This window comes from Paracoccus onchidii (genome assembly GCF_028294535.1).
Taxonomy (GTDB): domain Bacteria; phylum Pseudomonadota; class Alphaproteobacteria; order Rhodobacterales; family Rhodobacteraceae; genus Paracoccus; species Paracoccus onchidii.
The window spans coordinates 139,971-166,970 of record NZ_JAQBIE010000004.1 but is presented as its reverse complement, the minus strand read 5'-3'; the positions used below and the strand labels follow the sequence as shown (position 1 = coordinate 166,970).

26 protein-coding genes are annotated in these 27,000 nt (G+C 62.2%); 17 read left to right on the top strand and 9 right to left on the bottom strand.

Annotation, left to right across the window (positions count from 1 at the left end; all coding sequences use genetic code 11):
• Positions 1-16: 16 nt before the first annotated feature.
• From smc to PAF17_RS04755, 3 genes are all read right to left on the bottom strand, one after another.
• Positions 17-3,469: a chromosome segregation protein SMC gene (gene smc, locus PAF17_RS04765; protein WP_271887940.1), complete on the bottom strand. Its 3,453-nt coding sequence runs from the start codon at positions 3,467-3,469 to the stop codon at positions 17-19.
• A gap of 166 nt (positions 3,470-3,635) precedes the next feature.
• Positions 3,636-4,175, bottom strand: coding sequence for a molybdopterin adenylyltransferase (mog, locus tag PAF17_RS04760; protein WP_271887939.1), 540 nt, complete (start codon positions 4,173-4,175; stop codon positions 3,636-3,638).
• Positions 4,175-5,401 carry an argininosuccinate synthase gene (locus tag PAF17_RS04755; protein ID WP_271887938.1) on the bottom strand — a complete coding sequence of 409 codons (1,227 nt, stop codon included), beginning with the start codon at positions 5,399-5,401 and terminating at the stop codon, positions 4,175-4,177. Before PAF17_RS04755 ends, mog begins: the two co-directional genes overlap by 1 nt.
• 124 nt (positions 5,402-5,525) lie before the next feature.
• Here PAF17_RS04755 and ilvA point away from each other — a divergent pair, with 124 nt between their 5' ends.
• Entirely contained in the window at positions 5,526-6,773 is a 1,248-nt protein-coding gene (gene ilvA, locus PAF17_RS04750) for a threonine ammonia-lyase IlvA (protein WP_271887937.1), read from the top strand.
• 104 nt (positions 6,774-6,877) lie between these two features.
• Positions 6,878-8,152 (top strand): PP2C family protein-serine/threonine phosphatase, encoded by a 1,275-nt coding sequence (locus PAF17_RS04745; protein WP_271887936.1) that lies wholly within the window; start codon positions 6,878-6,880, stop codon positions 8,150-8,152.
• A gap of 13 nt (positions 8,153-8,165) precedes the next feature.
• Here the strand turns inward: PAF17_RS04745 and PAF17_RS04740 are convergent, their stop codons facing one another.
• Positions 8,166-8,606, bottom strand: a complete 441-nt coding sequence (locus tag PAF17_RS04740; protein ID WP_271887935.1) for an NUDIX hydrolase — start codon at positions 8,604-8,606, stop codon at positions 8,166-8,168.
• A gap of 146 nt (positions 8,607-8,752) precedes the next feature.
• Here PAF17_RS04740 and hslO point away from each other — a divergent pair, with 146 nt between their 5' ends.
• From hslO to PAF17_RS04710, 6 genes are all read left to right on the top strand, one after another.
• Positions 8,753-9,787, top strand: coding sequence for an Hsp33 family molecular chaperone HslO (gene hslO / locus PAF17_RS04735; protein ID WP_271887934.1), 1,035 nt, complete (start codon positions 8,753-8,755; stop codon positions 9,785-9,787).
• Positions 9,784-10,374, top strand: coding sequence for a CoA pyrophosphatase (locus PAF17_RS04730; RefSeq protein WP_271887933.1), 591 nt, complete (start codon positions 9,784-9,786; stop codon positions 10,372-10,374). Before hslO ends, PAF17_RS04730 begins: the two co-directional genes overlap by 4 nt.
• A complete protein-coding gene (locus tag PAF17_RS04725) occupies positions 10,371-11,546 on the top strand; it encodes a CCA tRNA nucleotidyltransferase (RefSeq protein ID WP_271887932.1) in 1,176 nt (391 codons plus the stop codon). Before PAF17_RS04730 ends, PAF17_RS04725 begins: the two co-directional genes overlap by 4 nt.
• A 23-nt stretch (positions 11,547-11,569) precedes the next feature.
• Positions 11,570-13,387 (top strand): ABC transporter ATP-binding protein, encoded by a 1,818-nt coding sequence (locus PAF17_RS04720; protein WP_408636372.1) that lies wholly within the window; start codon positions 11,570-11,572, stop codon positions 13,385-13,387.
• The gene (locus PAF17_RS04715; protein ID WP_271887930.1) at positions 13,384-14,607 is read left to right on the top strand and encodes a class I SAM-dependent RNA methyltransferase; all 1,224 of its coding nucleotides are present in this window, start codon (positions 13,384-13,386) and stop codon (positions 14,605-14,607) included. Before PAF17_RS04720 ends, PAF17_RS04715 begins: the two co-directional genes overlap by 4 nt.
• A 66-nt stretch (positions 14,608-14,673) precedes the next feature.
• Positions 14,674-15,189, top strand: coding sequence for a L,D-transpeptidase family protein (locus tag PAF17_RS04710; protein WP_271887929.1), 516 nt, complete (start codon positions 14,674-14,676; stop codon positions 15,187-15,189).
• Between the two features lie 73 nt (positions 15,190-15,262).
• Here PAF17_RS04710 and dalA read toward each other — a convergent pair whose 3' ends face one another.
• Entirely contained in the window at positions 15,263-15,775 is a 513-nt protein-coding gene (dalA, locus tag PAF17_RS04705; protein WP_271887928.1) for a divisome-associated lipoprotein DalA, read from the bottom strand.
• Positions 15,776-15,999: 224 nt separating this feature from the next.
• Here dalA and PAF17_RS04700 point away from each other — a divergent pair, with 224 nt between their 5' ends.
• A complete protein-coding gene (locus tag PAF17_RS04700; protein WP_271887927.1) occupies positions 16,000-16,650 on the top strand; it encodes a L,D-transpeptidase in 651 nt (216 codons plus the stop codon).
• A gap of 180 nt (positions 16,651-16,830) precedes the next feature.
• On the opposite strand, the gene hemH is transcribed toward PAF17_RS04700, so the two are convergent.
• Positions 16,831-17,859 carry a ferrochelatase gene (hemH, locus tag PAF17_RS04695; RefSeq protein ID WP_271887926.1) on the bottom strand — a complete coding sequence of 343 codons (1,029 nt, stop codon included), beginning with the start codon at positions 17,857-17,859 and terminating at the stop codon, positions 16,831-16,833.
• Positions 17,856-18,695, bottom strand: a complete 840-nt coding sequence (locus PAF17_RS04690; protein ID WP_271887925.1) for a methyltransferase domain-containing protein — start codon at positions 18,693-18,695, stop codon at positions 17,856-17,858. The genes hemH and PAF17_RS04690 overlap by 4 nt, the downstream gene beginning before the upstream one ends.
• Between PAF17_RS04690 and PAF17_RS04685 the strand changes: the two genes are divergently transcribed.
• From PAF17_RS04685 to PAF17_RS04670, 4 genes are read left to right on the top strand one after another with little or no spacing between them, the layout of a single operon-like run.
• Positions 18,694-19,464, top strand: a complete 771-nt coding sequence (locus PAF17_RS04685; RefSeq protein ID WP_271887924.1) for a ComF family protein — start codon at positions 18,694-18,696, stop codon at positions 19,462-19,464. The genes PAF17_RS04690 and PAF17_RS04685 overlap by 2 nt on opposite strands.
• A 32-nt stretch (positions 19,465-19,496) precedes the next feature.
• Entirely contained in the window at positions 19,497-19,772 is a 276-nt protein-coding gene (gene grxC, locus PAF17_RS04680; protein WP_271887923.1) for a glutaredoxin 3, read from the top strand.
• Positions 19,769-20,635 carry a carbon-nitrogen hydrolase family protein gene (locus PAF17_RS04675; RefSeq protein ID WP_271887922.1) on the top strand — a complete coding sequence of 289 codons (867 nt, stop codon included), beginning with the start codon at positions 19,769-19,771 and terminating at the stop codon, positions 20,633-20,635. Before grxC ends, PAF17_RS04675 begins: the two co-directional genes overlap by 4 nt.
• The gene (locus PAF17_RS04670; protein ID WP_271887921.1) at positions 20,632-21,105 is read left to right on the top strand and encodes a MarR family winged helix-turn-helix transcriptional regulator; all 474 of its coding nucleotides are present in this window, start codon (positions 20,632-20,634) and stop codon (positions 21,103-21,105) included. Before PAF17_RS04675 ends, PAF17_RS04670 begins: the two co-directional genes overlap by 4 nt.
• Here the strand turns inward: PAF17_RS04670 and ubiG are convergent.
• Positions 21,102-21,836, bottom strand: a complete 735-nt coding sequence (gene ubiG / locus PAF17_RS04665) for a bifunctional 2-polyprenyl-6-hydroxyphenol methylase/3-demethylubiquinol 3-O-methyltransferase UbiG (RefSeq protein WP_271887920.1) — start codon at positions 21,834-21,836, stop codon at positions 21,102-21,104. The genes PAF17_RS04670 and ubiG overlap by 4 nt on opposite strands.
• 48 nt (positions 21,837-21,884) lie before the next feature.
• Here ubiG and pip point away from each other — a divergent pair, with 48 nt between their 5' ends.
• Entirely contained in the window at positions 21,885-22,871 is a 987-nt protein-coding gene (pip, locus tag PAF17_RS04660; RefSeq protein ID WP_271887919.1) for a prolyl aminopeptidase, read from the top strand.
• On the opposite strand, the gene PAF17_RS04655 is transcribed toward pip, so the two are convergent.
• The gene (locus PAF17_RS04655; RefSeq protein ID WP_271887918.1) at positions 22,868-23,875 is read right to left on the bottom strand and encodes a hypothetical protein; all 1,008 of its coding nucleotides are present in this window, start codon (positions 23,873-23,875) and stop codon (positions 22,868-22,870) included. The two genes, pip and PAF17_RS04655, sit on opposite strands and share 4 nt — an antisense overlap.
• Positions 23,876-24,078: 203 nt before the next feature.
• Here PAF17_RS04655 and rimP point away from each other — a divergent pair, with 203 nt between their 5' ends.
• Genes rimP through PAF17_RS04640 form a run of 3 tightly spaced genes read left to right on the top strand, consistent with a single transcriptional unit; the run spans position 24,079 to position 26,999 of the window.
• The gene (gene rimP / locus PAF17_RS04650; protein ID WP_271887917.1) at positions 24,079-24,696 is read left to right on the top strand and encodes a ribosome maturation factor RimP; all 618 of its coding nucleotides are present in this window, start codon (positions 24,079-24,081) and stop codon (positions 24,694-24,696) included.
• Between the two features lie 3 nt (positions 24,697-24,699).
• On the top strand, positions 24,700-26,358 hold the full coding sequence (gene nusA / locus PAF17_RS04645) for a transcription termination factor NusA (protein ID WP_271887916.1): 1,659 nt from the start codon (positions 24,700-24,702) through the stop codon (positions 26,356-26,358).
• Between the two features lie 20 nt (positions 26,359-26,378).
• Positions 26,379-26,999 (top strand): RNA-binding protein, encoded by a 621-nt coding sequence (locus PAF17_RS04640; protein ID WP_271887915.1) that lies wholly within the window; start codon positions 26,379-26,381, stop codon positions 26,997-26,999.
• Position 27,000: the final 1 nt, after the last annotated feature.

Below are 27,000 nucleotides of genomic sequence, written 5' to 3'. Positions count from 1 at the left end.
CCTAGCGCGGCGACCCTCAGGCGACCAGAGCCTCGGCGCGTTTCAGATCGACACTGACCAGCTGGCTGACACCCTGTTCGACCATGGTCACGCCAAACAGGCGATCCATGCGCGCCATGGTCACCGCATGGTGGGTGATAATCAGAAATCGGGTATCGGTGCGACCGGTCATTTCATCCAGCAGATCGCAAAAGCGGCTGACATTGGCGTCATCCAGCGGCGCGTCAACCTCGTCCAGCACACAGATCGGCGCAGGATTGGCCAGAAAGACCGCAAAGATCAGCGCCAGCGCGGTCAGAGTTTGCTCGCCGCCCGACAAGAGCGATAGGGTCGACAGTTTCTTGCCCGGTGGCTGGCACATGATTTCCAGCCCTGCTTCCAGCGGGTCATCCGATTCAACCAGAACCAAACGTGCCTCGCCGCCCCCGAACAGGCTGGTGAACAACGTCGCGAAATTGGCATTCACCGTATCGAACGCCGCCAGCAGACGCTCGCGACCTTCGCGGTTCAGACTGCCGATCCCGGCGCGCAGCTTGCGGATTGCCTCTTCCAGATCGGTTTTCTCGTGCAACAGATTGTCGCGCTCGTCCTCGATTTCCCGTTTGTCCTCATCGGCGCGAAGGTTGACCGCCCCCAGCGCATCGCGCTGGGACCGCAACCGCGCGATACGGTCCTCCAGTGTGCCGGACGGGGTTTCGGTGTCCACCTCACCCAAGGACTGCAACAAGTCTTGCGGCGTGGTTTCGGTTTCTTCCTGGATACGCTCGCGTGCAGCAACTTCGCTGTCACGTGCGGCTTCTGCCCGCGCTTCGCGGGCGGCACGTGTTTCACGGGCTTCAGAGGCGGCCCGTTCCGCATCGCGTTCGGCATGGGCACAGCTGCGCGCGACCTCATCCGCCGCGGTCAGGGCGGTCCGGGCCCGCTCCAACCGTGTCGTGGCCTCGGCCTCACGCTCGGCCAGTTCTTCGCGGCGCTCGGCCAGCAAGGCGGGTTGGGCCTCGGCCTCCTCCAGCTCGGCAGCGCCGTCATCGCGACGGGCGACCAGTTCGGCACCCCGCGTCCCGGCCTGCTGCAAACGCAGCTTCCATCCAGATTCTTCCTTGGCGATTTCCTGCAACCGCTTCAGCCGGGCATTCCCGTCGCGACGCAGCTCATCCAGCGCGGCGCGCCGGGTCATCGTGGCGATACGCGCGGCCTCGACACCGGTGCGGGCATGCTCGACCGCATCCGCCGCCGCATCACGCGATGGCAGGTCGGCCAAGGCGCGCTCAGCCTGAGCAAGCCGGGCGGAGGCGTCCGAGGCGTCAGCCCGGTGGCGCGCCAGTTCGGCCTGCGCTGCCTCGTGGCGGCTATTCGCCAGGGCCAGATCCGATTCCGCCCGTGTCGCGGCGCGTGCCGCATCCGAAAGCAGCCGCTCGGCCTCGCGGCGGGCATCGCGTGATGATTTCTCGGTTGCTGCAGCCTCGGCCAGCCGGGCCCGTGCATCCTCATGGCGCTGCACCGCGTCCGCAGCACGCGCCTGTGCTTCTTCGGCCTGTTCAGAGATTTCGGCAAGCTGGTTGACATTCTGCAGATGCAGCGCCGCGCTCGACGACGTTTCCCCCGACGAAACACACATCCCGTCCCAGCGAAACAAATCCCCCTCAGGTGTCACCAGCCGTTGCCCCGGCCGCAGGCGCGATTGCAGCGCCAATGCCGCGGCACCATCGGCAATCAGACCGCATTGCGACAACCGCCTGTTCAATGCAGGTGGGGCCGTGACATGCCGCGCCAGCGCCAAAACCCCATCAGGCAGGGCTTGCGGCGCATCCCAGCCCGGCAATTCACGCCAACCGGACTGGCCGTCCGTGGCCACCCCAGCTCGCAGATCATCGCCAAGCGCCGCACCAAAGGCAATTTCATAGCCTTTCTCGACCTGCACCTGATCCAGAATCGCGGCGCCATCGGATTGCCCGCGTTCAACCAGACGTCTCAGCGCGGCCATTTCGGCCGCCAGCGCGCTGGCTTCGCCTTCGGCCTCGGAACGTGACAAACGTGCAGCGGCCTCGGCGGATTCGGCATCCCCACGCACGAGTTCAGCCGCGGCCAGGGCCTCTTCGGCGGCTTCGGCCCGGTCAGCAGCGGCCTCTTGCGCTTCTTCGGCGGTGGCCAATGCTTCATCTGCAGCAGATCCCGCAGTGGCGGCGCGGGCGGCGTTTTCTTCGGCCTCGCCTGCCGCGCGTTCGGCCCGCGCCAGCATCGTGCGCAGGTCAGACGCCAATCTTTCCGCCGATTGGTGACGCGCCGCAAGGCGTGCAGCCTCATCCGTCAGCTCGGCCAGCCGGGCCTCAACCTGGGTCAGGGCGTCTGCTGCCTCTTGCGCCTGTTGCGCCTTGCCCTGCAGCTTTTCTTCATGCCCCGCGCCGGCTTTTTCCAGCTCGGTCTTTTCCCAGGCCAGCCGCTCGACCACCTCTCCGGCATCACGATTCAGCGCATCTTCGCGTTCGATGTCGCGATCCAGTTGCGATATCCGGGCGACAAGGGCGCGCACCTGTTCCACGGCACGGGTTTCCGCATCATCCAGCGCCTCTTTTTCCACCAGCAGTCGCGACAAAATCGCAGCGGCAACCTGATCTTCCTCGCGCAGCGGCGGCAGCGCCTCATCCGCGGCCTCGCGCTGCTCGGTCGCCTGACGAGACGTCGCCTCGGCTTCGTTAGCAATGCGCACCGCCTCGGCCAAGGCCTGCACGGCTGCAAGCCGCGCAGCTTCGGCCTCGGACCAGCGGCGATACAGCAACAACCCTTCGGCCAGGCGCAACGCGGCACCGATTTCGCGGTATTTCGCTGCCGCACGGGCCTGACGCGCCAGGCTGGCCGCCTGTGTCGACAGCTGATCCAGCGTATCATCAACCCGCGTCAGGTTGTTTTCCGCACCGTTCAGCTTCAACTCGGCCTCGTGCCGGCGCTGATACAGCCCCGAAATCCCCGCAGCCTCTTCCAGAATGCGACGGCGGCTTTTGGGCTTGGCGTTGATCAGTTCGCTGATCTGGCCCTGGCGGACCAGCGCGGGGCTGTGGGCGCCGGTGGACGCATCGGCAAACAGCATCTGCACATCGCGCGCGCGCACATCCTTGCCGCCGATCTTGTAGGCCGATCCCGCATCGCGGGTAATGCGACGTGCAATTTCAAAATTGTCCTCGTCGTTGAAACCCGCCGGGGCCAGCCGATCGTGATTGTCGATGGTCAGGGTCACTTCGGCATGACCGCGTGCAGATCGCCGCGAGGTGCCGGCAAAGATCACGTCCTCCATGCCCTCGCCGCGCATGGCAGTGGGGCGATTCTCGCCCATGACCCAGCGCAGGGCCTCCAGCAGGTTCGACTTGCCACAGCCATTGGGCCCGACAACACCGGTCAGCCCTTCGCGGATCACCAGATCGGTAGGATCCACAAAGCTTTTGAAGCCGTTCAGTCGAAGCCGGTCGAAACGCAAGATGCTGCCCGTTCAGTTATTCTTAGCTGGCGATTGTCGGCCCCATGCCACGCAGAGTCAATAAAAACCACAACATCTGCCCCCCGGTTCAGACATCACCACTAGATGCCTGTGACGACCATACGAACCCGAGTAATGTTGGGCATGGGCCGGCAGGCCGGGACACCTATTTCGCTTTCGGGCGAAATGCCTTGATCCTGGAAGGATCGGTTTCGATCCGGGCCGCCCCAATCAGATCAAGACAATAGGGCACGGCGGCGAAAACCGCATTCATGCAGGTTGCGATTGCCGCTGGCTTGCCCGGAATGGTGATAATCAGTGACTTGTCGCGAATGACTGCCGTCTGACGCGACAGAATCGCGGTCGGCACCTCGGCCAGCGATGCCCGCCGCATTTCTTCACCGAAACCGGGCAGCTCCTTGTCGGCGACATCCGCGACCGCCTCGGGTGTCAGATCGCGCGGTGCGGGACCGGTGCCCCCCGTCACAAGTATCAGATCCGTGCCTTCATCACACAATTCGCGAAGCTTGGCTGCAACCTCTTCGCGACCATCGGGAATGATGTGACGCGCGACCTCGATCCCGGATGTGATCGTGTCGCGCAGCCATTGCTCTGCGCCCGGACCGCCCTTGTCCTCATAGATACCGGCGGCGGCACGGTCGCTGACGGTTACAATGGCAATTCGGGCGGTCAGACGCTGTTCCATCACTTGAACCGCGCGTTCCGGTTGGCGACCAGTTTCAGGCGCAGGGCGTTCAGCTTGATGAAGCCCGCCGCGTCCTTCTGATCATAGGCACCGGCGTCATCCTCGAAGGTCACATGCGCCTCGGAATACAGCGAATGATCCGACCAGCGGCCCACGCAGGTCGCGCTGCCCTTGTACAGTTTCAGACGGACGGTGCCGCCGACATGTTCCTGCGATTTGTCGATTGCGGCCTGCAGCATCTCGCGCTCGGGGCTGAACCAGAAACCGTTATAGATCAGCTCGGCATAGCGGGGCATCAGGCTGTCCTTCAGGTGGCCCGCGCCGCTGTCCAGCGTTATCTGTTCGATGCCGCGATGGGCTTCCAGCAGGATCGTGCCGCCCGGCGTTTCATAGATGCCGCGCGACTTCATGCCGACAAAGCGGTTCTCGACGAAATCCAGACGCCCGATGCCGTGCTTGCGGCCATATTCGTTCAGCGCGGTCAGGATGGTCGCGGGCGACATGGCCTGACCGTCGATGGCGACAGCATCGCCCTTCTCGAAGGTCACCTCGATATATTCGGGGGTATCGGGCGCATCCTCGGGGGCGACGGTCCGCTGGAACACGTAATCGCCGGCCTCGACGGCCGGATCTTCCAGCGCCTTGCCCTCGCTGCTGGTGTGCAGCAGGTTCGCATCGACGCTGAAGGGCGCTTCGCCGCGCTTGTCCTTGGCGATCGGGATCTGGTTCTGCTCGGCGAACTCGATCAGCTTGGTGCGGCTGGTCAGATCCCATTCACGCCAGGGCGCGATGACCTTGATCGACGGGTCCAGCGCATAGGCTGACAGCTCGAACCGGACCTGGTCATTGCCCTTGCCGGTCGCGCCATGCGCCACCGCATCCGCGCCGTGCTGGTGCGCCAGCTCGACCAGACGCTGAGAGATCAGCGGCCGCGCGATCGAGGTGCCCAGCAGATACAGCCCCTCGTAAAGCGCATTGGCGCGGAACATCGGGAAGACGAAATCGCGCACGAATTCCTCGCGCAGATCCTCGATATGGATGTTCTCGGGCGCGATGCCCAGCATCTCGGCCTTCTTGCGGGCCGGCTCCAGTTCCTCGCCCTGCCCCAGATCGGCAGTGAAGGTGATGACCTCGCAGCCATATTCGGTCTGCAGCCATTTCAGGATGATCGAGGTGTCCAATCCGCCCGAATAGGCTAGGACGACTTTTTTCGGCGCGTCGGTCATGCGGTTAACCCTTCATCGAATTTTCTGGGGGAATACGGCTTATCTTGCGTTGTCACAAGGGCATGAGGCGCAATATCCCGCGCCGCCCCTTGTCAAAGCCGCGCTTTCACGCCATGGGCAAGGCATGGAAAATTTTGTCGCCTCCGTCCGTCTGGCCGAGGCCGCGCTTCGCGACCTGTTCGAGCCTACCCCGTTGCAACGCAACGATCACCTGTCCGCGAAATATGGCGCTGACATTTGGCTGAAGCGTGAAGATCTGACCCCGGTGCGCAGCTACAAGCTGCGTGGGGCGTTCAATGCCATGCGCAAACTGGTCGACATCGACGAAGGCACGAATGCGCATTTCGTCTGCGCCAGCGCGGGAAATCACGCGCAAGGCGTGGCCTATGCCTGTCGTCATTTCGGGGCCAAAGGCACGATTTTCATGCCGGTGACGACGCCGAAGCAGAAAATCAACAAGACCCAGATCTTCGGTGGCGATGCCGTCGAGATCGTCCTGACCGGCGATTATTTCGACCAGACGCTGGCAGCGGCGCAAAACTTTGCCGCAGAACATGGCGCGCAATTCCTGTCACCCTTTGACGCACCCGACATCATCGAGGGTCAGGCCACGGTCGCACAGGAAATGCTGGAGCAACTGGGCCGCGCACCCGATCTCGTGGTGCTGCCGGTTGGCGGCGGCGGACTGTCCTCGGGCGTGACGAAACTGATGCAGGAAACCGCCCCGGAAACCCGGTTCGCCTTTGCCGAACCCCTGGGCGGGGCAAGCCTTCAGGCAGCTTTGGAGCATGGCGCACCGGTGGCCCTGCCTGCCATCGACAGCTTTGTCGACGGGGCTGCGGTAGCGCGAATCGGTGCCCTGCCTTTTGAAACGCTAAAGGCGTTCAGCAGCGCGGATGTCTATCTTGCACCTGAAGATCGCATCTGCCGCACGATGCTGGAAATGCTGAACACCGAAGGGGTCGTCCTTGAACCCGCCGGGGCGCTGGCGCTGGACGTGCTGGGGGATCTGGGGGATCTGACGGGCAAGACCATCGTCTGCGTCTGCTCGGGCGGCAATTTCGACTTCGAGCGTCTGCCCGAGGTCAAGGAACGCGCCTTGCGATACAGCGGCGTGAAAAAGTATTTCGTCCTGCGAATGCCACAGCGCCCCGGCGCCTTGCGTGATTTCCTGCAGCTTCTTGGCCCGGATGACGACATCGCGCGCTTTGAATACCTCAAGAAATCGGCACGCAATTTCGGCTCGGTCCTGATCGGCATCGAAACATCGGCGCCCGAACATCTGGACAGTCTGAAACAACGGCTGGAAGCTGGCGGCTTTGCATTCCGCGACATCACCAATGACGAGGTTCTGGCCGAGCTTCTGGTCTGAACACGCGCGAATTACTGAAAATTGCACAGAATTTTCGGGGCGGAAGGCGCAACGATTTACGGCATGTTTACGGCAACAGCCCTACAACCGCTGCCATGAAAGCCGTGACCCCTGCCCCGAACCGCCCGCCAAGGGCATTGCGCCCGCTTCCTTCGCGCCGGGCGCTGCTGGTTGACAACCCAGGACCCGACCGAACCCAGATCGCGCAACATCTGCGCGCGGCGGGATATGTGGTGGCCGAGGCCGATTCGGCTGCTCAGGCGCTGGATCTCTCTCGCAGCCACGACCCGGAAATCATCTTTTCGGCCTGGGATCTTCCCGACCAGCACGGTCCGGAATTCTGCCGTGCGTTCCGCGCCAGCGCGCGCAAGGTCTATGGGTACTTCGTGTTATTGACTTCGGATCAGGATGAACAGGATATCCGCGACAGCCTGGATGCGGGGGCCGATGACTTTCTTGATCGCCCCATATCGGACCGCGAATTGCTGGCACGCATCAGTGCGGGGGAACGAATCCTGCGCACCGAGGGAGAGCTGCGCGCCAGCAACGCCCAATTGCAATCCGCGCTGGACAAGCTCAAGGAAACGCAGAGCGCGATGGACCGCGACCTGCAAGAAGCACGCAAACTGCAACAAGGGCTGGTCCGCGAACGTTCCGGACAATTCGGCGCAATGCAGATATCATTGCTGCTGCGGCCGGCGGGCCATATCGGCGGCGATCTGGTCGGCTTTTTCCCGATCGGCGAAGACCGGGTCGGCTTCTACGCGCTGGATGTGTCCGGCCACGGCGTCACCGCCGCGCTGTTGACCGCACAGCTTTCGGTGCATCTTTCCGGTGCGTCGGACCAGAATGTCGCCCTGCGTGCGGCCCAGTCGGGCAGCGACGCCGTGCCCCCCGCTGCGCTGGCGCATTTCTTCAACAACATGATGTTGGAGGAAATGAGCACCGACACCTATTTCACCATGATCTACGCTGAATTGAACCACGTCACCGGCGAGGTCAGGATGGTACAGGCCGGACATCCCCATCCGATGCTGCAAATGCCTGACGGTCACGTGCAGCGCATCGGCAAGGGTGGCATGCCGGTCGGCGTGCTTGAAAACCCGATCTTCGACGAAATCGAGTTCCGGCTGGAACCCGGCACACGGCTGTTGATCGCATCCGATGGCATCACCGAAGCCTGCCCCCCCGGCGGCAGGCTGCTTGGCGAAGACGGGCTAGAGGCGATCTTGCGCACCAATGCCTTTCTCGGCGGACATGCGTTTCTGGAATCAATGGCCTGGTCAGTATCGGAATATTGCCGCGGCGACCGCCCTGATGACATGTCTGCGGTGCTGATCGAATATTCAGCCGGAACAACCCTACCGTTCAGGACGTAACGGTCCGGAACGATCAGCCCCGCAGATAGCGCCCAAGCCAATGGCGCGCGCCGGGATCAGCAATCAGTTCCAGCGCCTCGGCGGGTCGGAACCAACAAGCCGTATGCCCTTGTTCAGGCGGCGGCGCGAGACGCAAGATCGGCCGGGCGATCCAGATATGGCACATCTTTTCGGCCAGCATGTCATGTTCAGGCAAATCGCAAAACCGACGGAAACGCCCCAACCCACGCAGGTTGCCAATGCGCCAGCCGGTTTCCTCGAACACTTCGCGATGCAGCGCCGCGACCAGGCTTTCACCCGACTCCACGCCACCACCGGGCAGCTGAAATTCGGGGATCGGAAATGCCTGATGGGTCAACAGGATGCGATTATCACGCACCAGAACCGCATAAACACCGGGCCGATGGCGATAGCGCAGGCCCGGTTGGGGCCGCTCTCCGAATCGAGGGATCATTTCTTCTCCTGCATGGCTGCCCGTCTCTCTTCCCATAGCTACCCGTTGCGCAAGCCCCGCCCCCTTGGGATCGGCCGGGAATGCCCTATATTGGGCGCAACATCGCCGGTCTTCGTGCCGGATGCCCAAGAATTCAAGGATTCGCCATGAGCAAAATCAACCAGATCGCCTGGGACGATACGGTTCTACCTTTTCAACTGGACCGTTCGTCCATTCGTGGCCGCGTGGCGCGCCTGGACGGTGTGCTGGATCACATTCTGTCACGCCACAATTATCCCGCACCTGTCGCCGCGTTGGTGGCGGAACTGGCATTGCTGACGGCACTGATCGGCCCGACGATCAAACTTCGCTGGAAGCTGAGCCTTCAGGTCCGTGGCAACGGGGCGGTGCGCACGATCGCGGCGGATTACTATGCCCCCGAAAACGAAGACAGCCCGGCACGAATCCGCGCCTGGGCCAGCTTTGATCAGGACCGTCTGGATGATCGCGCGCCATTTGAACAGATCGGCGAAGGGTATTTTGCTATCCTGATTGACCAGGGCGCGGGAACGCAGCCCTACCAGGGAATCACGCCTTTGGCCGGCGGGTCGCTGTCTGCCTGTGCGCAGACCTATTTCGCCCAGTCCGAACAATTGCCGACGCGTTTCGAACTGGCCAGCGGGCGATCCCAGATTTCCGGCGAGGATGAGCATTGGCGCGCCGGCGGGATGATGTTGCAGACCCTGCCGGCCCGGCCGGCATCCACATCGGACGGGGGCAGCGGCGATGATGGCCTGATGGAAGCCGCCGATATTTTGCAAGGTGGCGAATCCGAGGACTGGAACCGCGCCAACCTGCTGCTGGACACGGTTGAAACGCTGGAACTGATTGGGCCTACTGTCGGGCCAACGGATCTGTTGCTACGCCTGTTCCACGAAGAAAGCCCCCGTGTTTTCGAAGCGCAGCGGGTGGAATTCGGTTGCTCGTGCAACTCGGATCGGGTGCGCAATACGCTGTCGATCTATTCGGCGAAGGATATTGGCCACATGACCACCGACGAAGGGATCGTGACCGCCGATTGCCAGTTCTGCGGCGCGCATTACGAATTCGATCCGAACAGCCTCGGCTTCGAAGCCACGATAGATGACAATGGCGAGCCGTTGCCCGACGCCGGTGACGGCTCCGACAAGGCGGCCGAGTGAGCGTCGCCTGGTCACAGGACCTGTTGGGCAAGGCCCTGTCGGCAACGGCAGGGCCAAGCTCTGATTTCGAACTGGATGGCACGCCGGCACCGGATATTTCGCTGCGCCCTGCCGGCGTTCTGGCCGCGTTCCACGAAGATGACGGACGTCTGATCCTGACCAAGCGCGCATCCGGCTTGCGCCACCACCCCGGTCAGATCGCCCTGCCCGGCGGCAAACTTGACCCCGAGGACAGCGATGAAATCGCCGCCGCCCTTCGTGAAGCCCGCGAAGAAATCGGCCTGGATGCGGCCCAGGTGGACCTGATCGGCACCTTGCCGCCGCATCAGACGGTGACGGGTTTTGCCGTGACGCCTGTTCTGGGGATCGTTCGCGGCGGGTTTATCGCCACCCCCGAGCCCCAAGAGGTGGACGAGGTATTCACCCTTCCCTTCGCACATATTGCCAACCCCGCCCGCTATGTGATCGAGCGGCGCAGATGGCGGGGAAGCTGGCGCAGTTATTATGTGGCGCCTTTCGGGCCATATTATCTGTGGGGGGCGACGGCGCGGATCTTGAGGGGCCTGGCACAAAGGTTCCGGTCGTGACCCGATTGCCCGACCATCTGGTGCGGGATGCCGCGTTGTGCAGCGTGTTCTCTGCAATCGAAGCCGGCGGTCATCGCGCGTATCTTGTTGGCGGCGCGGTTCGCAACGCCTTGTTGGGGCAGGCCGTCGATGACATGGATATCGCCACCGACGCCCGACCCGACCGCGTGACCGAATTGGCGCGGGCGGCCGGCCTCAAGGTCGTGCCGACGGGCATCGATCACGGCACCGTCACCGTCGTCGCCAAGCATCGAGGTTTTGAGGTCACAACCTTCCGCCGCGATGTCGAAACCGATGGCAGGCATGCCGTCGTTGCGTTTTCCGACGATCTTGCCGAAGACGCACGCAGGCGCGATTTCACGATGAACGCGCTATATGCCGACCAGTCGGGCACGGTGATCGATACCGTGGGCGGGCTACGGGATTTGCGGGCAGGTCACTTGCGGTTCGTTGGCCAGCCACGCCAGAGGATTCACGAGGATTATCTGCGGATCCTGCGTTTCTTTCGCTTTTTGGCCTGGTATGGCCGCGATTGCGACCCCGATGCGGTCGCCGCCTGTTCGCAATTGCGCGATGGGCTGGACCGGATCGCACGAGAGCGCGTCGGAACCGAAATGCGCAAACTGCTATCGGCACCCAATCCCTTTCCTGCGATTGAACTGATGCAAGACACCGGTGTCCTGCACAAGATCATGCCCGACGCAGACACATCATGGCTGCAGCGCCTGCGCGACGCGGAACGCCGGACCGGTATCGCGCCATCCTGGCAACGGCGTTTGGCTGCACTGGTCGCGACAAGCAATGCCGAGCCGGATCTTCGGCTGTCACGAAACGAGACCAAGACCCTCAAGAACCTGGTGCTGGCCCTGAATGAACGCTGGTCGCTGGATCGCGCCGGCTTTTGCCTGGGGGCAAGTGCCGGAACGGATATTGCCGTGCTGCGCAGCGCCTTGCACGGATTGCAGCTGTCACCAGTCTGGCAATCCGACCTGGAAGCGGCCGCGGCAGCCCGCTTGCCGATCGCGGCGGCGGATCTGGCCAATGATCTGCAAGGTCCGGCGCTGGGTGCGGGCCTGCGGGCAGCGCAGGATGCATGGATCGATTCGGGGTTTGTGCTGCCTGTCCGGTCATTGCTAGACGTCGCCCGGCAGGCAGGAAGGAACGAGACGTGAAGCTTCATCGCATTTTCGGGAAGATGGTCGATGCGTTCCGCCCGGCCGAAGGTCCACCGCCGTCGGGTTTGCTGGCCTTTTTCCGCTGGTGCCTTTCGGGCGCATGGGGCGGGCTTGGCTTTGCGGCGATCGCCTCAGCCTTGGGGGGAATGGCGGATGTGATCTCGGCCCTGCTTCTGGGCAAGGTGGTCGATGCCGTCACCCTTGAAAGCGATGCGGGCTTCTGGGCGCAGAACGGGTTGCTGATCGCGGCCTTCGCCGGTTTCTTCCTGATCCTTCGTCCGGCAATCTTTGGGCTGTCCACGGCCAGTTCCAACGTCATTATCGGCCCCAATATCCTGCCGCTGGTGCTGTCCAGGCTGCATCGCTGGACCATGGGCCATTCAGTGACATTCTTCGACAACGATTTTGCGGGCCGCCTGGCCCAGAAACAGATGCAGACGGCGCGCGCGGTCACGGATGTCGCGTCCGAGGTCGTCAATGTCGTGGCCTTTGCCCTTGCCTCGGTTATCGGTTCGGTGGCCTTCCTGCTGACAGTTGACGGCTGGGGTGCAGTTGCGCTGGTGATCTGGCTGATCTGTTATTTCGCGTTGATACGCTTCTTCCTGCCCCGCATCCGGTCCCGGGCAGGCAAACGTGCTTCGGCCCGCGCCATGGTGACCGGGCAGGTTGTCGATACGATCACCAATATCAAGACCGTCAAGCTGTTTGCCCATGATCAACACGAAGATCGCGCCGCGCTGGGGGCCATGGCGGGGTTTCGTGAACGGGCGCTGGATTTTGGCGTCGTGTCGACATGGTTTCGCATGTCTCTGATGGTTGTCGCGGGAATCTTGCCGGTCATTCTGGTCGGCGGCGCGATCCTGTTGTGGCGTCAGGGGCTTGCGACACCCGGCGATATTGCCGCATCGGGCGCTATCGCGATGCGGCTGTCACAAATGACCGGCTGGGTCAGCATGGCGCTTATGGGTATCTGGGGAAATGTCGGCGAGGTCGAGGACGGGATGCGCACATTGTCCCCGCCCCACAGTCTGACCGATGCCGACACCGCGATCACGCTGGATCGGATCTCGGGGCGGATCGAGTTCGACCATATCGGCTTTGCCTATGGCCATGACAATGGCGGCATTCGCGACCTCAGCCTGACAATCGAAGCCGGCGAAAAGGTCGGTATCGTCGGTGCGTCAGGCGCCGGGAAATCGACCTTGGTTGGACTTCTGCTGCGATTGTACGACGTCGAGAAAGGCGCGATTCGCATCGATGGCCACGACCTGCGCGAGGTGACACAGCAAAGCCTGCGCCGCCAGATCGCGATGGTCACGCAGGAAACCGCGATGTTCAACCGTTCGGCCCGCGACAATATCCTGTATGGCCGGCCCGATGCCAGCCAGGAAGATGTCATTGCCGCGGCCACCGCCGCCGAGGCGCAGGAATTCATTCCAGGCCTTCAGGACCATGCCGGTCGCACCGGCTATGACGCCCATCTGGGCGAACGGGGCGTCAAACTGTCAGGCGGGCAGCGACAGCGTATCGCCCTGGCGCGGGCGTTCCTGAAGGATGCCCCGATCCTTGTGCTGGATGAGGCGACCAGCGCGCTTGACAGCGAGGTCGAAGCACAGGTGCAGGGGGCATTGACCCGCGCGATGGAGGGCAAGACGGTGTTGGCCATCGCGCACCGGTTGTCGACCATCGCAGAACTGGACCGCATCATCGTGATCGATGATGGGCGCATCGTCGAACAGGGCACCCATGATGAACTGCTGACACGCGGCGGCTTGTATGCGCGATATTGGAACCGGCAATCGGGCGGCTTTCTGGGCACGGAAGAGGCGGCGGAATGAGCCTGTGGCAGATCGAACGCCTGGGTCGGCGCGGCGACGGAATCGCAACCGGCCCGGACGGCAAGGCACTGGCATCCCTGACCCTGCCGGGCGAACAGGTCGAGGGTATGGCCGTTGATGGCAGGATTGCATCCCCCAGGATCGTGACGCCGTCACCCGATCGGGTCCGGGCGACCTGCCCGCATTATCGCAGCTGTGGCGGGTGTTCCCTGATGCATGGTTCGGACCAATTTGTGCATGCCTGGAAACAGCGGGTCGTCACCACGGCACTGGGCGCACAGGGGGTGCAGGCATCCGTAACCGGAACCCATGTTTCGCCCCCCATGTCCCGGCGGCGCGCTGTTCTGTCCGGACGGCGCACCAAGAAATCCGCACAGGTCGGTTTCCACGCCAAGGCCTCGGATATGATCGTGGATGTCCAGGAATGCCAGGTGATCGAGCCGCGCATCCTGCAGACATTGCCATTGCTGCGTCGGATCGTCTCGGCCGGAGCCTCGCGTTCGGCGGAATTGTCGCTGACCGTCATTGCCGGCCCGTCCGGGCTTGATGTCGCGGTCACGGGCGGAAAGGCCATGGACAGCAGCCTGTTCCAGACGCTGGCCGCGCTGGCGGAAGCCGGCGATCTGGCGCGCCTTGACTGGGACGGACAACCCATCACCCGGCGCACGCCATATCTGGATATGGCAGGGGCACAGCTTGCCTATCCGCCCGCCGCGTTCCTGCAGGCCACCCCGGATGGCGAAGACGCCCTGCAAAGGGCGGTCGGCGCGATTGTCGGCGAAGCGGAAGATGTGGTCGACCTGTTTTCGGGATGCGGCACATTCACCCTGCCCCTTGCCGCGCATGCCGGGGTTCATGCCGTGGAAGGGCTTGCCCCGCCTCTGGCTGCGCTGGACAACGCATGGCGCAATGCCCCCGGTCTTCGCCGTGTCACGACCGAGATTCGCGACCTTGCACGCAACCCGCTTCTGGCTGACGAGCTGGATCGATTTGACGCAATCGTGATCGACCCGCCTCGCAGCGGCGCCGAGGCACAGTCGCGGCAAATCGCCGCCTCGCAGGTCGGGCGTGTCGCCTTTGTGGCCTGCGATCCGGTGACTTTCGCAAGGGATGCACGGATTCTGACGCAAGGCGGCTATCGGATCGGGCGTCTATGGGTTGTGGATCAGTTCCGCTGGTCGCCCCATGTGGAAACCGTGACCGAGTTCGTCAAAACCTAGCCTGCCCACGCGTTTCGTGGTAATCAACACCCATAAAAAGCCGGAAAAAACTTCCCAGAGGCAGTGATGTATCGAGCGACCCGCCGGACTGTAACCCTATCGCTGTTGGCCGCGCTTGCGGCATGCGGCTCTTCCAAGTCACGTTTCAAGACCTATAACGGCCCGCCCGTCACGCAGGTTGTCGTGAACAAGGGGCAGCGGCGCATGTATTTGCTGCACAATCAGACGGTGTTGAAATCCTATGACATCGGGCTGGGGAATGAACCCATCGGTCACAAGCAATTCGAAGGTGACGGCAAGACGCCCGAAGGGGTCTATTTTGTCGATCGCTTCAACCCGCGCAGCCAGTTTCACCTGTCGGTCGGCGTCTCGTATCCCAATGAGCGCGACACCGCATATGCCGAACAGTTCAACCTGTCGCCCGGTGGTGACATCTTCATCCATGGCCGCGGCCCCGAAGGGAATGCCAAAGCCCCCAAAAAGCGCGACTGGACTGCCGGCTGCATCGCCGTGAAGGATGAGGAAATCGAAGACATCTACGCCATGATGCGCGGCGGCGTCCCGGTTGTCATCAATCCCTGACGCCACGCATTGATGGCAGATCGTCAAAAGCCCCGGTCATGCCGGGGCTTTCCATTTGCCGCAGGGCCGTGCCTCAGCTTCCGCTCAGCAATGTCCACCAGATCTTGCCGGACGGTTCCTGATACCAGGCAAAGCCCAGATTGGTTGCCGCCGGATCCATGATCACGTCACGCGTGTCACGCGTCGACATCCAGGCGTTCAGCGTCTGTATGTCGTTTTCATAGGTCTCCGAGATATTCTCGCCGATCACGGTGCCGAAATATCCCTGACGACGCGCGCGATCCAGCGGCGACGATCCATCCGAGCCCCAGTGCCAGGCCCGGTTCTGCGCGGCCATATCGCGCGAATGCGCCAGTGCCGCGGCGCTCAGCTGCGGGTTCAGCGCCATCGGCGCCTGCCCGATATTTGCGCGCAGACCGTTGATTTGTTGCAACACACGAGCCGGAATTGCCTCGGCTTCTTTCTGGTCGATCGTATATGCAACCGGCAACGGCTGCCCATCCGGCCCCACTTGCGGTGCAGTGCGGGGCTGACAAGCGGCCAGCGCAACAAGCGACAGCACGGCCAGCGCCTTGAAATTCATCATTATCGGACATCCCTCGTCTGCGATTGTCGCAGCATTATCGAATCCGCGGGCCTCGTTCAAACGCACGAATCCGTGATCGGCAATTGCCTGTTCAGGGCATTTCCACCACGCGAGTTTGAATTGATGCAAGCCATGGCGGCAGGTATAATCCAGCCTGCCCGCAATTGGCGGAGCAGCCAAGGCCGTCCAGCAAGAACGGCCACGCGAATGAGGAACAAAGGTCTATGAGCAAAACGCCTGCCTTCAATCGCCGGGCCTTCCTGGGTTCGGCTGCGGCGCTAGGCGCCACCTCGGTGGTGATGCCGTCATACGCACAGCAAATCGACCCCTATACCGGGCAACCAATCGTGGGCGCGACGGCTGGGGCAACCCCGGATGCCGGGGCCGTGCAATATGACACCCATGCAAACCAGCGACACAATATTTCCAGTTTCCGGGCACAGGACTGGCGCCCCTATTTCGACAATCTGTCCAATGGCGCGATCCTGTGCGACCTGACGTCGCGCGCCGTGCATTACTGGTCCGAGGACGAAACCGTCTATCGCCTTTACCCGTCATCGATCCCGGTCAGCGAGGATCTGACGCGCACGGGACGGACGGAAATCATCAAGAAGGTCGAAGGGCCCAGCTGGGCACCCACGCCCGACATGAAAAAGCGCAATCCCGAGTGGCCCGATTTCGTCGGCCCCGGCCCGGACAATCCGCTTGGCACGCATGCCCTGTGGCTGAGCTGGCAATATTACCGCATTCACGGCACCCATGACACACGCAAGATCGGGCGCAAATCCTCGAACGGCTGCATCGGCCTGTATAACGAGCATATCAAAGAGCTGTTCGAACTCAGCACCGTCGGCACTCAGGTTCTGCTGATCTGAGACTTCGCCAGACAGCCGATGACATCAGCCGCCCTGACCGGGCGGCTGTTTGCGTTTTCAGCAGGTCTGCACGACGCCTTGCACCGCATTTCCGGCTATTGCCACGTCTCGGCACGCTGAGGAGATCGCAAAGATCCGCCCGCAGGCGATCAATCCCTCTGACCCGGCGTCAAACCCGCATCACACCCAACCGCCGATATTCTCGCGGATGACATTCATCATGACATCGATATGCGCGGGCGAATCATTCAGACAGGGAACATAGGTAAATTCCTGCCCGCCGGCCTCTTCATAGCTTTCGCGGATCTCTCCGTTGATCTCTTCCAGCGTCTCGATGCAATCTGCCGCGAATGCGGGTGAAATCACGGCAATGTCCTTGTGGCCGCGCCGCGCCAGCTCGGCAACATGTTCAACCGTATAGGGTCGCAACCATTCCTCGCGGCCGAAAACCGACTGAAAGGTCGTGTCGATGATCCCGTCTTCCCAGCCAAGCGCCTCTTGCAGCAGGCGCGAGGTTTTCTGACACTGGCAGTGATAGGGATCGCCCTGCATCAGATAGCGCTTGGGCATGCCGTGATAGGACGCGACCAGTTTGCCGGGCACCCGGTCGCCCAGGGTGCTTTTCACCGATTCCGCCAGTGCCGCGATGTAATCAGGCCGGTCGAAATAGGGATCGCAGGTCCGGACGGATGGCTGCCAGGTCTGTTCCATCAGCGCGCGGAACAGCTGGTCATTCGCCGTGGCCGAGGTCGCCCCCGCATATTGCGGATAAAGCGGCAGGAACACGATCCGGCGGCATCCGGCCTTGACCATCCGGTCCAGCACCTCGGTCGTCGAGGGGTTGCCATAGCGCATGCAGAATTCGACCATGACCTGATCGCCCCATTCGGCATGGGCCCGCGCGCGCAGGGCATCCGTCTGGTCACGGGTGATGGTCATCAGCGGGCTTTCGCCTTTTTCCTCGTTCCAGATCAGCTTGTAATTCGCGCCGGAACTGAAGGGGCGCTTGGTCAGGATGATGCCCTGCAACAGCGGCTGCCATTTCCAGCGCGGCAGATCGATCACCCGGCGATCCGACAGGAATTCATTCAGATAGCGCCGCATCGACCAGTAATCATAACCGTCGGGTGTGCCCAGATTGGCTATCAAGATTCCGGTCCTGGATGGCGATACAGCCGGGTGATCGGCGGGCGCGAAGGCTGGCTTCATGATTTGTTCCTGATTTCGTTCAGCGCGTCGGCAAGACTTGCATGAGCAGAACCCGGCCGAAGTGGTTTCGGTTGCGTCTCGGATGGTGCCCAGCCGGTCAGAAAGACCAGATCAAAGGTCGCAGCGATACGGGACGGATCGTCGCGGTCCGGGTAATGCTCGGCCATATAGGCCGCTGCGCGCAAGAAAATCTCGCGGCGGGAGGTATGGCGAATACGGTTCTGCATCGCATTGGCCTCGCCCATCGCCCGCAGATCATGCGCCAGATGAATCAGGCTTTGATAGCTGGCGCGTTGCTGCACGAGGTCGGCCACGGGCAATGCAAGCCCGGCACGGTGCAGCAGCCCACCCAGATCGCGAATTTCACCCATCGGCAAGACACGTGGCGACAGCCCACCTGTCACGGCAGCTTCCGCCTGCGCCAACGCGGCACGCAGCTCATGAAGGCTTTGCCCTCCGAAACATGTTCCAAGGAACAGCCCATCCTCGCACAGGGCACGGCGGCATTGCACGATCTGTCCGACGGGATCATCCGCCCAATGCAACGACATCGCATGGATGACCAGATCGAATGATTGCGCGCCCAACGACAGGACCTCATCATCGGCAACGATCTGCGCCTCGGGGAAACGTTGCGCCCAGAAATCGGGGAAACCGGTCACGATGGCCGTTCTCGTAAACCTTCTGTTAATCTCGGCAAGCCTATCCTCGACCTCATCCGCCGCCAGCTGATGCAGGAAATCCACCCACTGTCCGTGCAGCGCACGGTTTCGCTGCCTGTTCAGCGCGGGGCGGTCGGTCAATACGGGACGATTGATATCGGGGGAACTGCTCATGGGCGTGGAACATAGGGGGCTTCGCGCCGCGTTGAAAGGCGCTCTGAGCCTGCTTTATCCGCCACAATGCATCGGTTGCGGCGAACCCGTCGCGGCAGGGACCGGAAATGGCGGCGATCTATGCCCCGAATGCTGGCGTGACATGCAGTTCATCATCGGCTGCGCCTGTTCACGCTGTGGTGTCCCCTTGCCCGATGACGGGATCGAAACTCCCGACGAAGCCCTGCTATGTGACGATTGCCTGCGGACGGATCCGCCCTGGCGGCAAGGACGCGCGGCATTCGTCTATTCCGGCACCGGGCGCAAGCTGGTTCTTGCCCTGAAGCATGGTGACAGACCCGACCTTGCGCCGCATCTGGCAGGTTGGCTGACCCAGGCGGCACGCCCGCTGATACGCCAAGACATGATCGTCGCACCGGTGCCCTTGCACATGCGGCGCCTGTTGAAACGACGATACAATCAGGCCGGATTGCTGTCACGCCATCTCGCGGTGTCGGCCGGTTTGGAACATGCGCCGAACCTGCTGATCCGCAAGCGAAACACCAACCCGCAAGATCGGCGCAGTGTCACGGAAAGATTCGCCAACCAGCAGGACGCCATGATCGTCAACCCCCGCCTTGGCGACCTGTCACGTGGCCGGGCCGTCTTGCTGATCGATGATGTCATGACCTCCGGGGCCACCTTGTCCGCCTGTGCCGAGGCATTGCAGGAGGCAGGGTCGGGACCGATTTCCGTCGCGGTTCTGGCACGAGCGGCCAAGGATGACTAGATAGGGGCAAACAGTCAGAACGGAAAAACGACATGACCCAAGCGAACCCGGTTCAGATCTATACGACGCGCACCTGCCCCTTTTGCATCCGCGCCAAGGCGTTACTCAGCGAAAAAGGTGTGTCCTTTGAAGAAACCGATGTCGGCGCGCACCCGGACCTGAGGGCTGCCATGACCCAACGCGCAAATGGTCGCCGGACGGTCCCGCAGATCTTTATCGGCGATACGCATGTCGGCGGCTGTGACGAGCTTTACGCCCTTGAACGTGCTGGCAAACTTGACCCGTTGCTTCGGGAACAAGCGGCATGACACGGGACAGGGCGCTGGCTGTCGGCCTGCTGCAACTGAATGTCGGTGACGATCCACTGGACAATCTGGGCCAGACGGTTCCGTTGATCCGACAGGCGGCCAATGATGGCGCGCGCCTTGTCCTGACCCCCGAGGCCACCAATATCCTGTCACCTGATCGCAAATGGCAGTCCAGGGTGCTGCAGGCACAAGACAAGGATCCCACCCTTGCGGCCCTGCGGTCCGAGGCGGCAGCAACAGGTATCTGGCTGTTGATCGGCTCGCTTGCACTGAAAGGTGAGGGTGAAGATGGCCGTTTCGTCAATCGCAGCTTTCTGATCGCCCCGAACGGAGACATCGCCGCCAGCTATGACAAGCTGCATATGTTCGATGTCACGATTTCGGAAACCGAGCAGTATCGCGAAAGTTCGGCCTATCGTCCCGGCGACCACGCGGTGATCGCCCAAATGGCGGAAGTGCCCATCGGCATGACGATCTGCTATGACCTGCGCTTTCCGCAACTGTATAGACAACTTGCGCAGGCCGGGGCGCAGTTGCTGACCGTTCCCTCGGCGTTCAGCCCGACCACGGGTCAGGCCCATTGGGAACCGCTGTTGCGCGCCCGCGCAATCGAGAACGGCTGTTACATTTTGGCACCGGCTCAATGCGGCACCCACGCAGCCCCCAACAGCCCGAATCGTCAACCACGCAAAAGCCACGGCCATTCTCTGGTGGTGGATCCGTGGGGCAAGATCTTGACAGATGGTGGAATTTCGCCCGGCATTTCGATGGTTGAGCTTGACCTGAAGGCTGTCGACAGGGCACGGTCGCGCATTCCTTCCCTAACACATGACCGCGCCTTTCACGGCCCGACCGGCATATGACAAACTCCGCGACCCGCGACGACAAACAGCCCTCGACCGGCAGGCTTGCAGCAAGCCTGTTTGCCGAAGTGCTGATCGCCGATCAATTGTCGCGCAACCTGATCAGCAAGGCCCTGCCCCGCGGCATGCAGATCTCGCATTTCTCGGTTCTGAACCTGCTGGCACATGTGAACGAGGAACGTACACCGGCACAATTGGCGCAGGCATTTCATGTCACACGCGGGGCGATGACCAATACTTTGTCGCGGCTGGAATGGGCCGGGCACATTCACATCCGCCCCGACTGGGACGATGCGCGGCGCAAATTCGTCTCGATCAGCCCAGCGGGCCGGGCCGCGCGGGATGCGGCGATCGCAGCCTTCATGCCCCTGATCGCCGAGGTCGTGCGCGACATCGGCGCAGACCGTGTGCGCAGCGCGCTACCGGTCTTGCGTGAATTGCGCGTCAGACTGGAAGGCGACGCGGGCTAGCCCTCGCGCCGCCCGGTCAGGATGTAGTTCACCGACAGATCGCGTTCGGACATCTTCCACCCGAAGGTAATCGGATTGAAGACCATGCCCCGCGCATCGGCGACATGCAGCCCGGCCTGGGATGCCTGATGCGCCAATTCATCGGGCGTGATGAAGCGTTGCCAGTCATGCGTCCCTTTGGGCAACCAGCGCATGATCCATTCCGCACCGACAATCGCGGCGCCAAAGCTTTTCACGGTTCTGTTGATCGTGGACAGAATCACCAACCCGCCGGGGCGCACAAGATTACGGCAGGTCTCGATGAAAGTGGCGGGGTCAGCCACATGTTCGACGATTTCGAGGGCCAGAACCACGTCAAAGCTTTCGCCCTCGTCGCGCAGTGATTCCGCCGTGGTCGCACGATAGTCGATCTGCAAGCCCTGCTGATGCGCATGCACGCGAGCGACAGAAATATTGCCCTCGGCGGCATCCGCCCCGATCACTTCGGCCCCCAGGCGCGCCATCGGCTCGGATACAAGGCCACCCCCGCAACCGATATCGAGAATGCGCAACCCTTCCAGCGCCCGCAGGTCAGTCTGGTCGCGCCCGAACTCGGCGCAGATTTGTGTGGTGATGTAATCCAGGCGCACCGGGTTCATCAGATGCAGGGGCTTGAACTTGCCCGCAGGGTCCCACCATTCGGCAGCCATGGCCTCGAATTTCGCGATTTCTGCCGGGTCTATGCTTGTCATGCGTCGGTCCTTCTGGCGGCCGGTTCGGCTTCGTTCTATACTTGGCTCATGGACAGAATGGCAGGGCAAATCTCGACTTCCAGACAGCAACTGCACCCGGCAGGCGACCCCTATGACAGTCGCCTTCTCGACGTGGGTGACGGGCACCGTCTTTATGTCGAACAATATGGCAACCCCGATGGACGCCCCGTGCTTGTCCTGCACGGAGGACCGGGCGGCGGCTGCAGCCCGTATATGCGCCGCTTCTTCGATCCGTCGCATTATCGTGTCATCCTGTTTGACCAACGCGGCTGCGGCCGGTCGCGTCCGGCGGCCTCTGTCGAAGCCAATACCACGCAACACCTGATCGCGGATATCTGCCTGATACGCCAGCAGTTGCGAATCGAAACATGGCTGCTGTTCGGTGGCAGCTGGGGCGCCACGCTTTCGCTGGCCTATGCACAGGCCCATCCCGATCACATCGCGGGCCTGGTCCTTCGCGGTGTGTTTCTGGCCCGGCAATCGGAACTGGACTGGTTCTATGGCGGCGGCGCTGGCCGGTTTTTTCCCGATCTCTGGGCGCAGTTCCTTGATCCGATCCCCCCGGCCGAGCGTGATGATCTGATCGCCGCCTATCATCGCCGGCTGTTTTGTGACGATGCCGGCCGCCAGGCACGTTATGCCCTGCCCTGGTTGATGTGGGAAAACGCGCTGGCCGGCCTGCAATCCACCCCCGCCAGCCACGCCCCCACCGAATATGCCCGCGCCTTCGCTCGGCTTGAGAACCACTATTTCTCAAACGGGTGTTTTCTGGCCGAAAACCAGCTTCTGCGCGATCGCCACAAGATCGAACACCTGCCCGCAGTGATCGTGCAGGGACGCTATGATATGGTCTGCCCCCCGATCTCGGCGCATGAACTGGCGGATGGCTGGGACAGATGCGAACTGAACTTCGTTCCCGCATCTGGCCATGCCCTGTCAGAACCGCGCATCTCGTCCGAGCTGGTGCGGGTGATGGATATGATCCGCGATGACGACCGGCAGTCAGGGGGCTAGGACACAGCCTTTCTCCGAATCTCTGCCAGTTCGGCATCCAATGCCGGAAAGCTCAGCTGCATCCTGTCGGCAATCTTTTTCAGGCTGTGGCGCCAGTCCAGTCGTTGCAGCGACATCCGGTAATTGTTCCGCGCTTGCTCTGGCGTCCATGCCGAGACCGCCTCGGCAACAGCGGCCATGTTGTGGCGCAGATCAACACGGTCGAAATCAAGCGTCGCGCCCGGCCAGAACAGATCGCGATAGCTGCTGTCATTGCGCGGCTGCACGCCCGCAATCGAACACCCCGACGCCAATGCGTCGGTCCAGCGCGCCGTGATGTATTCCTTGACCTTATGCGTATTTGGCTCGATCGAGGTCAGGTTCGAATGCGCGACCAGATATTTGGCCGACCCGAAAGCGCGTGCGATTTCCTTCATGTTTGCCGCCGGATCGCGCGGTTCCGGCGGCCGCCCGGCAAAGACCAGCCCGAGTTCCCGGGCGACCTGTGCGCTGCGTTCGTCGTCATTCCATTCGGTTGGCTGGCGCCCAAGACGCTGCAGGTCGATGGGTCGCTCGGCCTGGGCCGAACCGCGTTCCAGAACGTTGCTGCCCCAATTCAGCGACAGCACCCGATTCCCGACAAGACGGCGATAGTAATCTTCCTCGTCCCGACGGATGATGCACAGCAGATCGACGCCGCCGAAATCCATCTTGCGGACATTCCTGTCCTCCCAGAAGGAATCGATGATCCACGCGATCACAAAGCGGTAATCCTGCCGAAATGACAGGCTTTCGCGCAGTTTGGAAATATCGGCCGGGCCGTAAAGCAGCGCCATCAACCCCCGATCACGCGTTCCCCGCGCGCGGGGGCGCAACCCCCACAGCTTTTGCAGCTTGCCGGGATACACGTCGGGATAATGGACGATTTCACCGTCAAACAGCTTGGCGGCCACTTGGGCCAGGTCGAAAATCGGCGCCCAGCCAAGCGCAGCGCCGGGCGGGATGGCAACGTCAATACTGGTCATCAACTACCTGGTTATCGTCAGATACTCACTTTGCGGCCCGCGCCCCTACAGGTGCCGGGGGCAGGCCGATACGCGGCATGCTTGCATTTATCGTTCGGCGCGTCTATATGCAGATCAACAGCGGTGCAGGCTTCCACCCCCTGCCCACCGACGCATGACGCATGGGCCCGCTGAGGGCCCTTTTTCATATCCGAAGGGTTGCCATGTCAAACGACCTGATCGCCAAGACCGCCATCGACCGGCGCCTGGCCGAGATTATCACCCCGGTGATCGAGGATCTGGGGTTTGAATTGGTGCGTGTGCGCCTTCAAGGCGGCAAGACCGCCACCCTGCAGATCATGGCCGACCGTCCCGACGGCGGCATCAATGTCGATGACTGCGGAGATATCTCGGTCGCCGTCAGCGCGACACTGGATGTCGAGGATCCGATCGAGGATGCCTATCACCTGGAGGTCAGCAGTCCCGGCATCGACCGACCGCTGACCCGCATCAAGGATTTCGATGCCTTCGAAGGCTATGAGGTCAAGCTGGAAACGAACCAACAGATCGACGGTCGCAAACGCTGGAAAGGCGTTCTGGCCGGCATCGAAGGCGACGAAATCCTGCTGAACATCGAGGAAGGCGGCGAAACGCAGACCATCGGCCTGAATTTCGACTGGCTGTCCGATGCCAAGCTGGTCCTGACCGATGAACTGATTCGCGAGATGCTGCGCCAGAAGAAAGAGGCTGGCATCGAAATCGACAACCTGGACGAAAGCGCGTTCGACGCAATCGAAACCGAAGACAATGAAGGCGCGGACGGCGCCAATGCCAAGGAGTAAGTGATGGCAATCACCTCTGCCAACCAGCTGGAACTGCTGCAAACGGCCGAAGCCGTTGCGCGCGAAAAGATGATCGAGCCCGAGCTGGTCATCGAAGCCATGGAAGACAGCCTCGCCCGCGCCGCCAAGTCGCGCTACGGGGCCGAAATGGACATCCGCGTCAAGATCGACCGCCGGACCGGCAACGCGACCTTTACCCGCATCCGCACCGTGGTCGAAGATGACGCGGTCGAGAATTACCAGGCCGAACTGACGGCCGAACAGGCGCGCCCCTATCTGGATGATCCCAAGGTCGGCGACGAAATCATCGACGAAGTGCCCCCGGTCGAACTGGGCCGCATTGCCGCGCAATCGGCCAAGCAGGTCATCCTGCAGCGCGTCCGCGAGGCAGAGCGCGATCGCCAGTACGAAGAATTCAAGGATCGCGCCGGCACCATCATCAACGGCATCGTCAAGCGCGAGGAATATGGCAACATCATCGTCGATGTTGGCCGTGGCGAGGCGATTCTGCGCCGCAACGAAAAGATCGGTCGCGAAAGCTATCGCCCGAACGACCGTATCCGCGCCTATGTCAAGGATGTGCGCCGCGAGACGCGTGGCCCGCAGATCTTCCTGTCGCGCACCGATCCGCAGTTCATGGCCGAACTGTTCAAGATGGAAGTGCCCGAAATCTATGACGGTATCATCGAGATCAAGGCCGTGGCGCGCGATCCGGGCAGCCGTGCCAAGATTGCCGTGATTTCCTTTGACAACAGCATCGATCCCGTCGGTGCCTGTGTCGGTATGCGCGGCAGCCGCGTGCAGGCCGTTGTGGGCGAATTGCAGGGCGAAAAGATCGACATCATTCCGTGGAACGAAGATCACGCCACCTTCCTTGTGAACGCGCTGCAACCCGCAGAGGTCGCAAAGGTCGTCTTTGACGAGGAAGCCGGCAAGATCGAGGTCGTGGTTCCCGATGAACAGCTCAGCCTTGCGATCGGCCGTCGCGGCCAGAACGTGCGCCTGGCCAGCCAGCTGACCGGTCTGGATATCGACATCCTGACCGAGGAAGAGGAATCCAAGCGTCGTCAGGCCGAATTCAATGCCCGCACGGCGCTGTTCATGGATGCGCTGGACCTGGACGAGTTCTTCGCCCAGCTGCTGGTGGCCGAAGGCTTCACCGATCTCGAAGAAGTCGCCTATGTCGAACAGGACGAGCTTTTGTCGATCGAAGGCGTGGACGAAGGCACCGCTTCGGAGTTGCAGGCCCGCGCCCGCGACGTTCTGGAGGCCCGCAACAAGGCCGCGCTCGAAAATGCGCGTGCCCTTGGCGCCGAGGACAGCCTTATTGAATTCGAAGGCCTCACCCCCCAAATGGTAGAGGCATTGGCCAAGGACGACATCAAGACGCTGGAAGATTTCGCGACCTGCGCGGATTGGGAACTGGCCGGCGGCTGGACGACTGCCAACGGACAGCGCGTCAAGGATGACGGCCTGCTCGAGCCTTTCGATATCAGCCTCGAAGAGGCGCAGACGATGGTGATGACGGCCCGCGTCCTACTTGGCTGGGTTGACCCGACCGAGCTGGAAACCACCGGAGAAGAAGACGCCGGCGAAGGCGGGGCAGCCGAAGCTGAAGAAGCCGTTGCAGGTGACGAAGGCAACACGGAGGCCGGGGCCTGACCGCCCCGGAGCTGATCGGCGTGAGCCGAGGAGGTCGCAACCAGACCCGCGATGAGCCCGAACGGCGCTGCATCGCCACCGGAGAAGTCCAGCCCAAGGCCGGACTGATCCGGTTCGTTCTTGGCCCGGATGCCGAGATCGTGCCAGATCTGGCCAACAAATTGCCAGGTCGTGGAATATGGGTGGCCGCCGATCGTGCGGCCATCGAAAAGGCCAGTGCGAAAGGCTTGTTTTCGCGCGCGGCCCGAACACAGGTCAAGGCTCCGGCCGATCTGGCCGATCTGGTCGAGGCCGGGGTCGCAAGACGCGTGATCGAACTGATCTCGCTGACACGCAAATCCGGTCGTGCCGTGGCCGGGTTCGAAAAGGTAAAGGGTTGGCTGGCAGAAGGACGCGCCAAGGTGCTGCTGCAGGCCAGTGACGGGTCGGAACGCGGCAAGGGCAAGCTGTGGACGCCAACGGGCGGACGCTGGTTCGGCTGCCTGACCGCATCAGAATTGGGTTTGTCCTTCGGGCGTGATCATGTCATACACGGCGCGCTTGCGGCGGGTGGCCTGACGGACAAGGTGATCTTGGAAGCCGGCAGACTGACGGGTCTGCGCGGGCATGACGGTGGTAATACGGCCACCGGGAAGGAATGAA

Excerpts from the sequence above, each read along its gene's own strand:
- grxC (WP_271887923.1), top strand. The coding sequence starts at position 19,497 with ATGACCCAAGCGAACCCGGTTCAGATCTATACGACGCGCACCTGCCCC.
- PAF17_RS04715 (WP_271887930.1), top strand. The coding sequence starts at position 13,384 with ATGAGCCTGTGGCAGATCGAACGCCTGGGTCGGCGCGGCGACGGAATC.
- PAF17_RS04710 (WP_271887929.1), top strand. The coding sequence starts at position 14,674 with ATGTATCGAGCGACCCGCCGGACTGTAACCCTATCGCTGTTGGCCGCG.
- PAF17_RS04755 (WP_271887938.1), bottom strand. The coding sequence starts at position 5,401 with ATGACCGACGCGCCGAAAAAAGTCGTCCTAGCCTATTCGGGCGGATTG.
- PAF17_RS04690 (WP_271887925.1), bottom strand. The coding sequence starts at position 18,695 with ATGAGCAGTTCCCCCGATATCAATCGTCCCGTATTGACCGACCGCCCC.
- hemH (WP_271887926.1), bottom strand. The coding sequence starts at position 17,859 with ATGAAGCCAGCCTTCGCGCCCGCCGATCACCCGGCTGTATCGCCATCC.
- PAF17_RS04655 (WP_271887918.1), bottom strand. The coding sequence starts at position 23,875 with ATGACCAGTATTGACGTTGCCATCCCGCCCGGCGCTGCGCTTGGCTGG.
- mog (WP_271887939.1), bottom strand. The coding sequence starts at position 4,175 with ATGGAACAGCGTCTGACCGCCCGAATTGCCATTGTAACCGTCAGCGAC.
- PAF17_RS04740 (WP_271887935.1), bottom strand. The coding sequence starts at position 8,606 with ATGATCCCTCGATTCGGAGAGCGGCCCCAACCGGGCCTGCGCTATCGC.
- ubiG (WP_271887920.1), bottom strand. The coding sequence starts at position 21,836 with ATGACAAGCATAGACCCGGCAGAAATCGCGAAATTCGAGGCCATGGCT.
- dalA (WP_271887928.1), bottom strand. The coding sequence starts at position 15,775 with ATGATGAATTTCAAGGCGCTGGCCGTGCTGTCGCTTGTTGCGCTGGCC.
- hslO (WP_271887934.1), top strand. The coding sequence starts at position 8,753 with ATGAGCAAAATCAACCAGATCGCCTGGGACGATACGGTTCTACCTTTT.
- ilvA (WP_271887937.1), top strand. The coding sequence starts at position 5,526 with ATGGAAAATTTTGTCGCCTCCGTCCGTCTGGCCGAGGCCGCGCTTCGC.
- PAF17_RS04670 (WP_271887921.1), top strand. The coding sequence starts at position 20,632 with ATGACAAACTCCGCGACCCGCGACGACAAACAGCCCTCGACCGGCAGG.
- PAF17_RS04720 (WP_408636372.1), top strand. The coding sequence starts at position 11,570 with ATGGTCGATGCGTTCCGCCCGGCCGAAGGTCCACCGCCGTCGGGTTTG.
- PAF17_RS04700 (WP_271887927.1), top strand. The coding sequence starts at position 16,000 with ATGAGCAAAACGCCTGCCTTCAATCGCCGGGCCTTCCTGGGTTCGGCT.
- PAF17_RS04685 (WP_271887924.1), top strand. The coding sequence starts at position 18,694 with ATGGGCGTGGAACATAGGGGGCTTCGCGCCGCGTTGAAAGGCGCTCTG.
- pip (WP_271887919.1), top strand. The coding sequence starts at position 21,885 with ATGGACAGAATGGCAGGGCAAATCTCGACTTCCAGACAGCAACTGCAC.
- nusA (WP_271887916.1), top strand. The coding sequence starts at position 24,700 with ATGGCAATCACCTCTGCCAACCAGCTGGAACTGCTGCAAACGGCCGAA.
- rimP (WP_271887917.1), top strand. The coding sequence starts at position 24,079 with ATGTCAAACGACCTGATCGCCAAGACCGCCATCGACCGGCGCCTGGCC.
- PAF17_RS04675 (WP_271887922.1), top strand. The coding sequence starts at position 19,769 with ATGACACGGGACAGGGCGCTGGCTGTCGGCCTGCTGCAACTGAATGTC.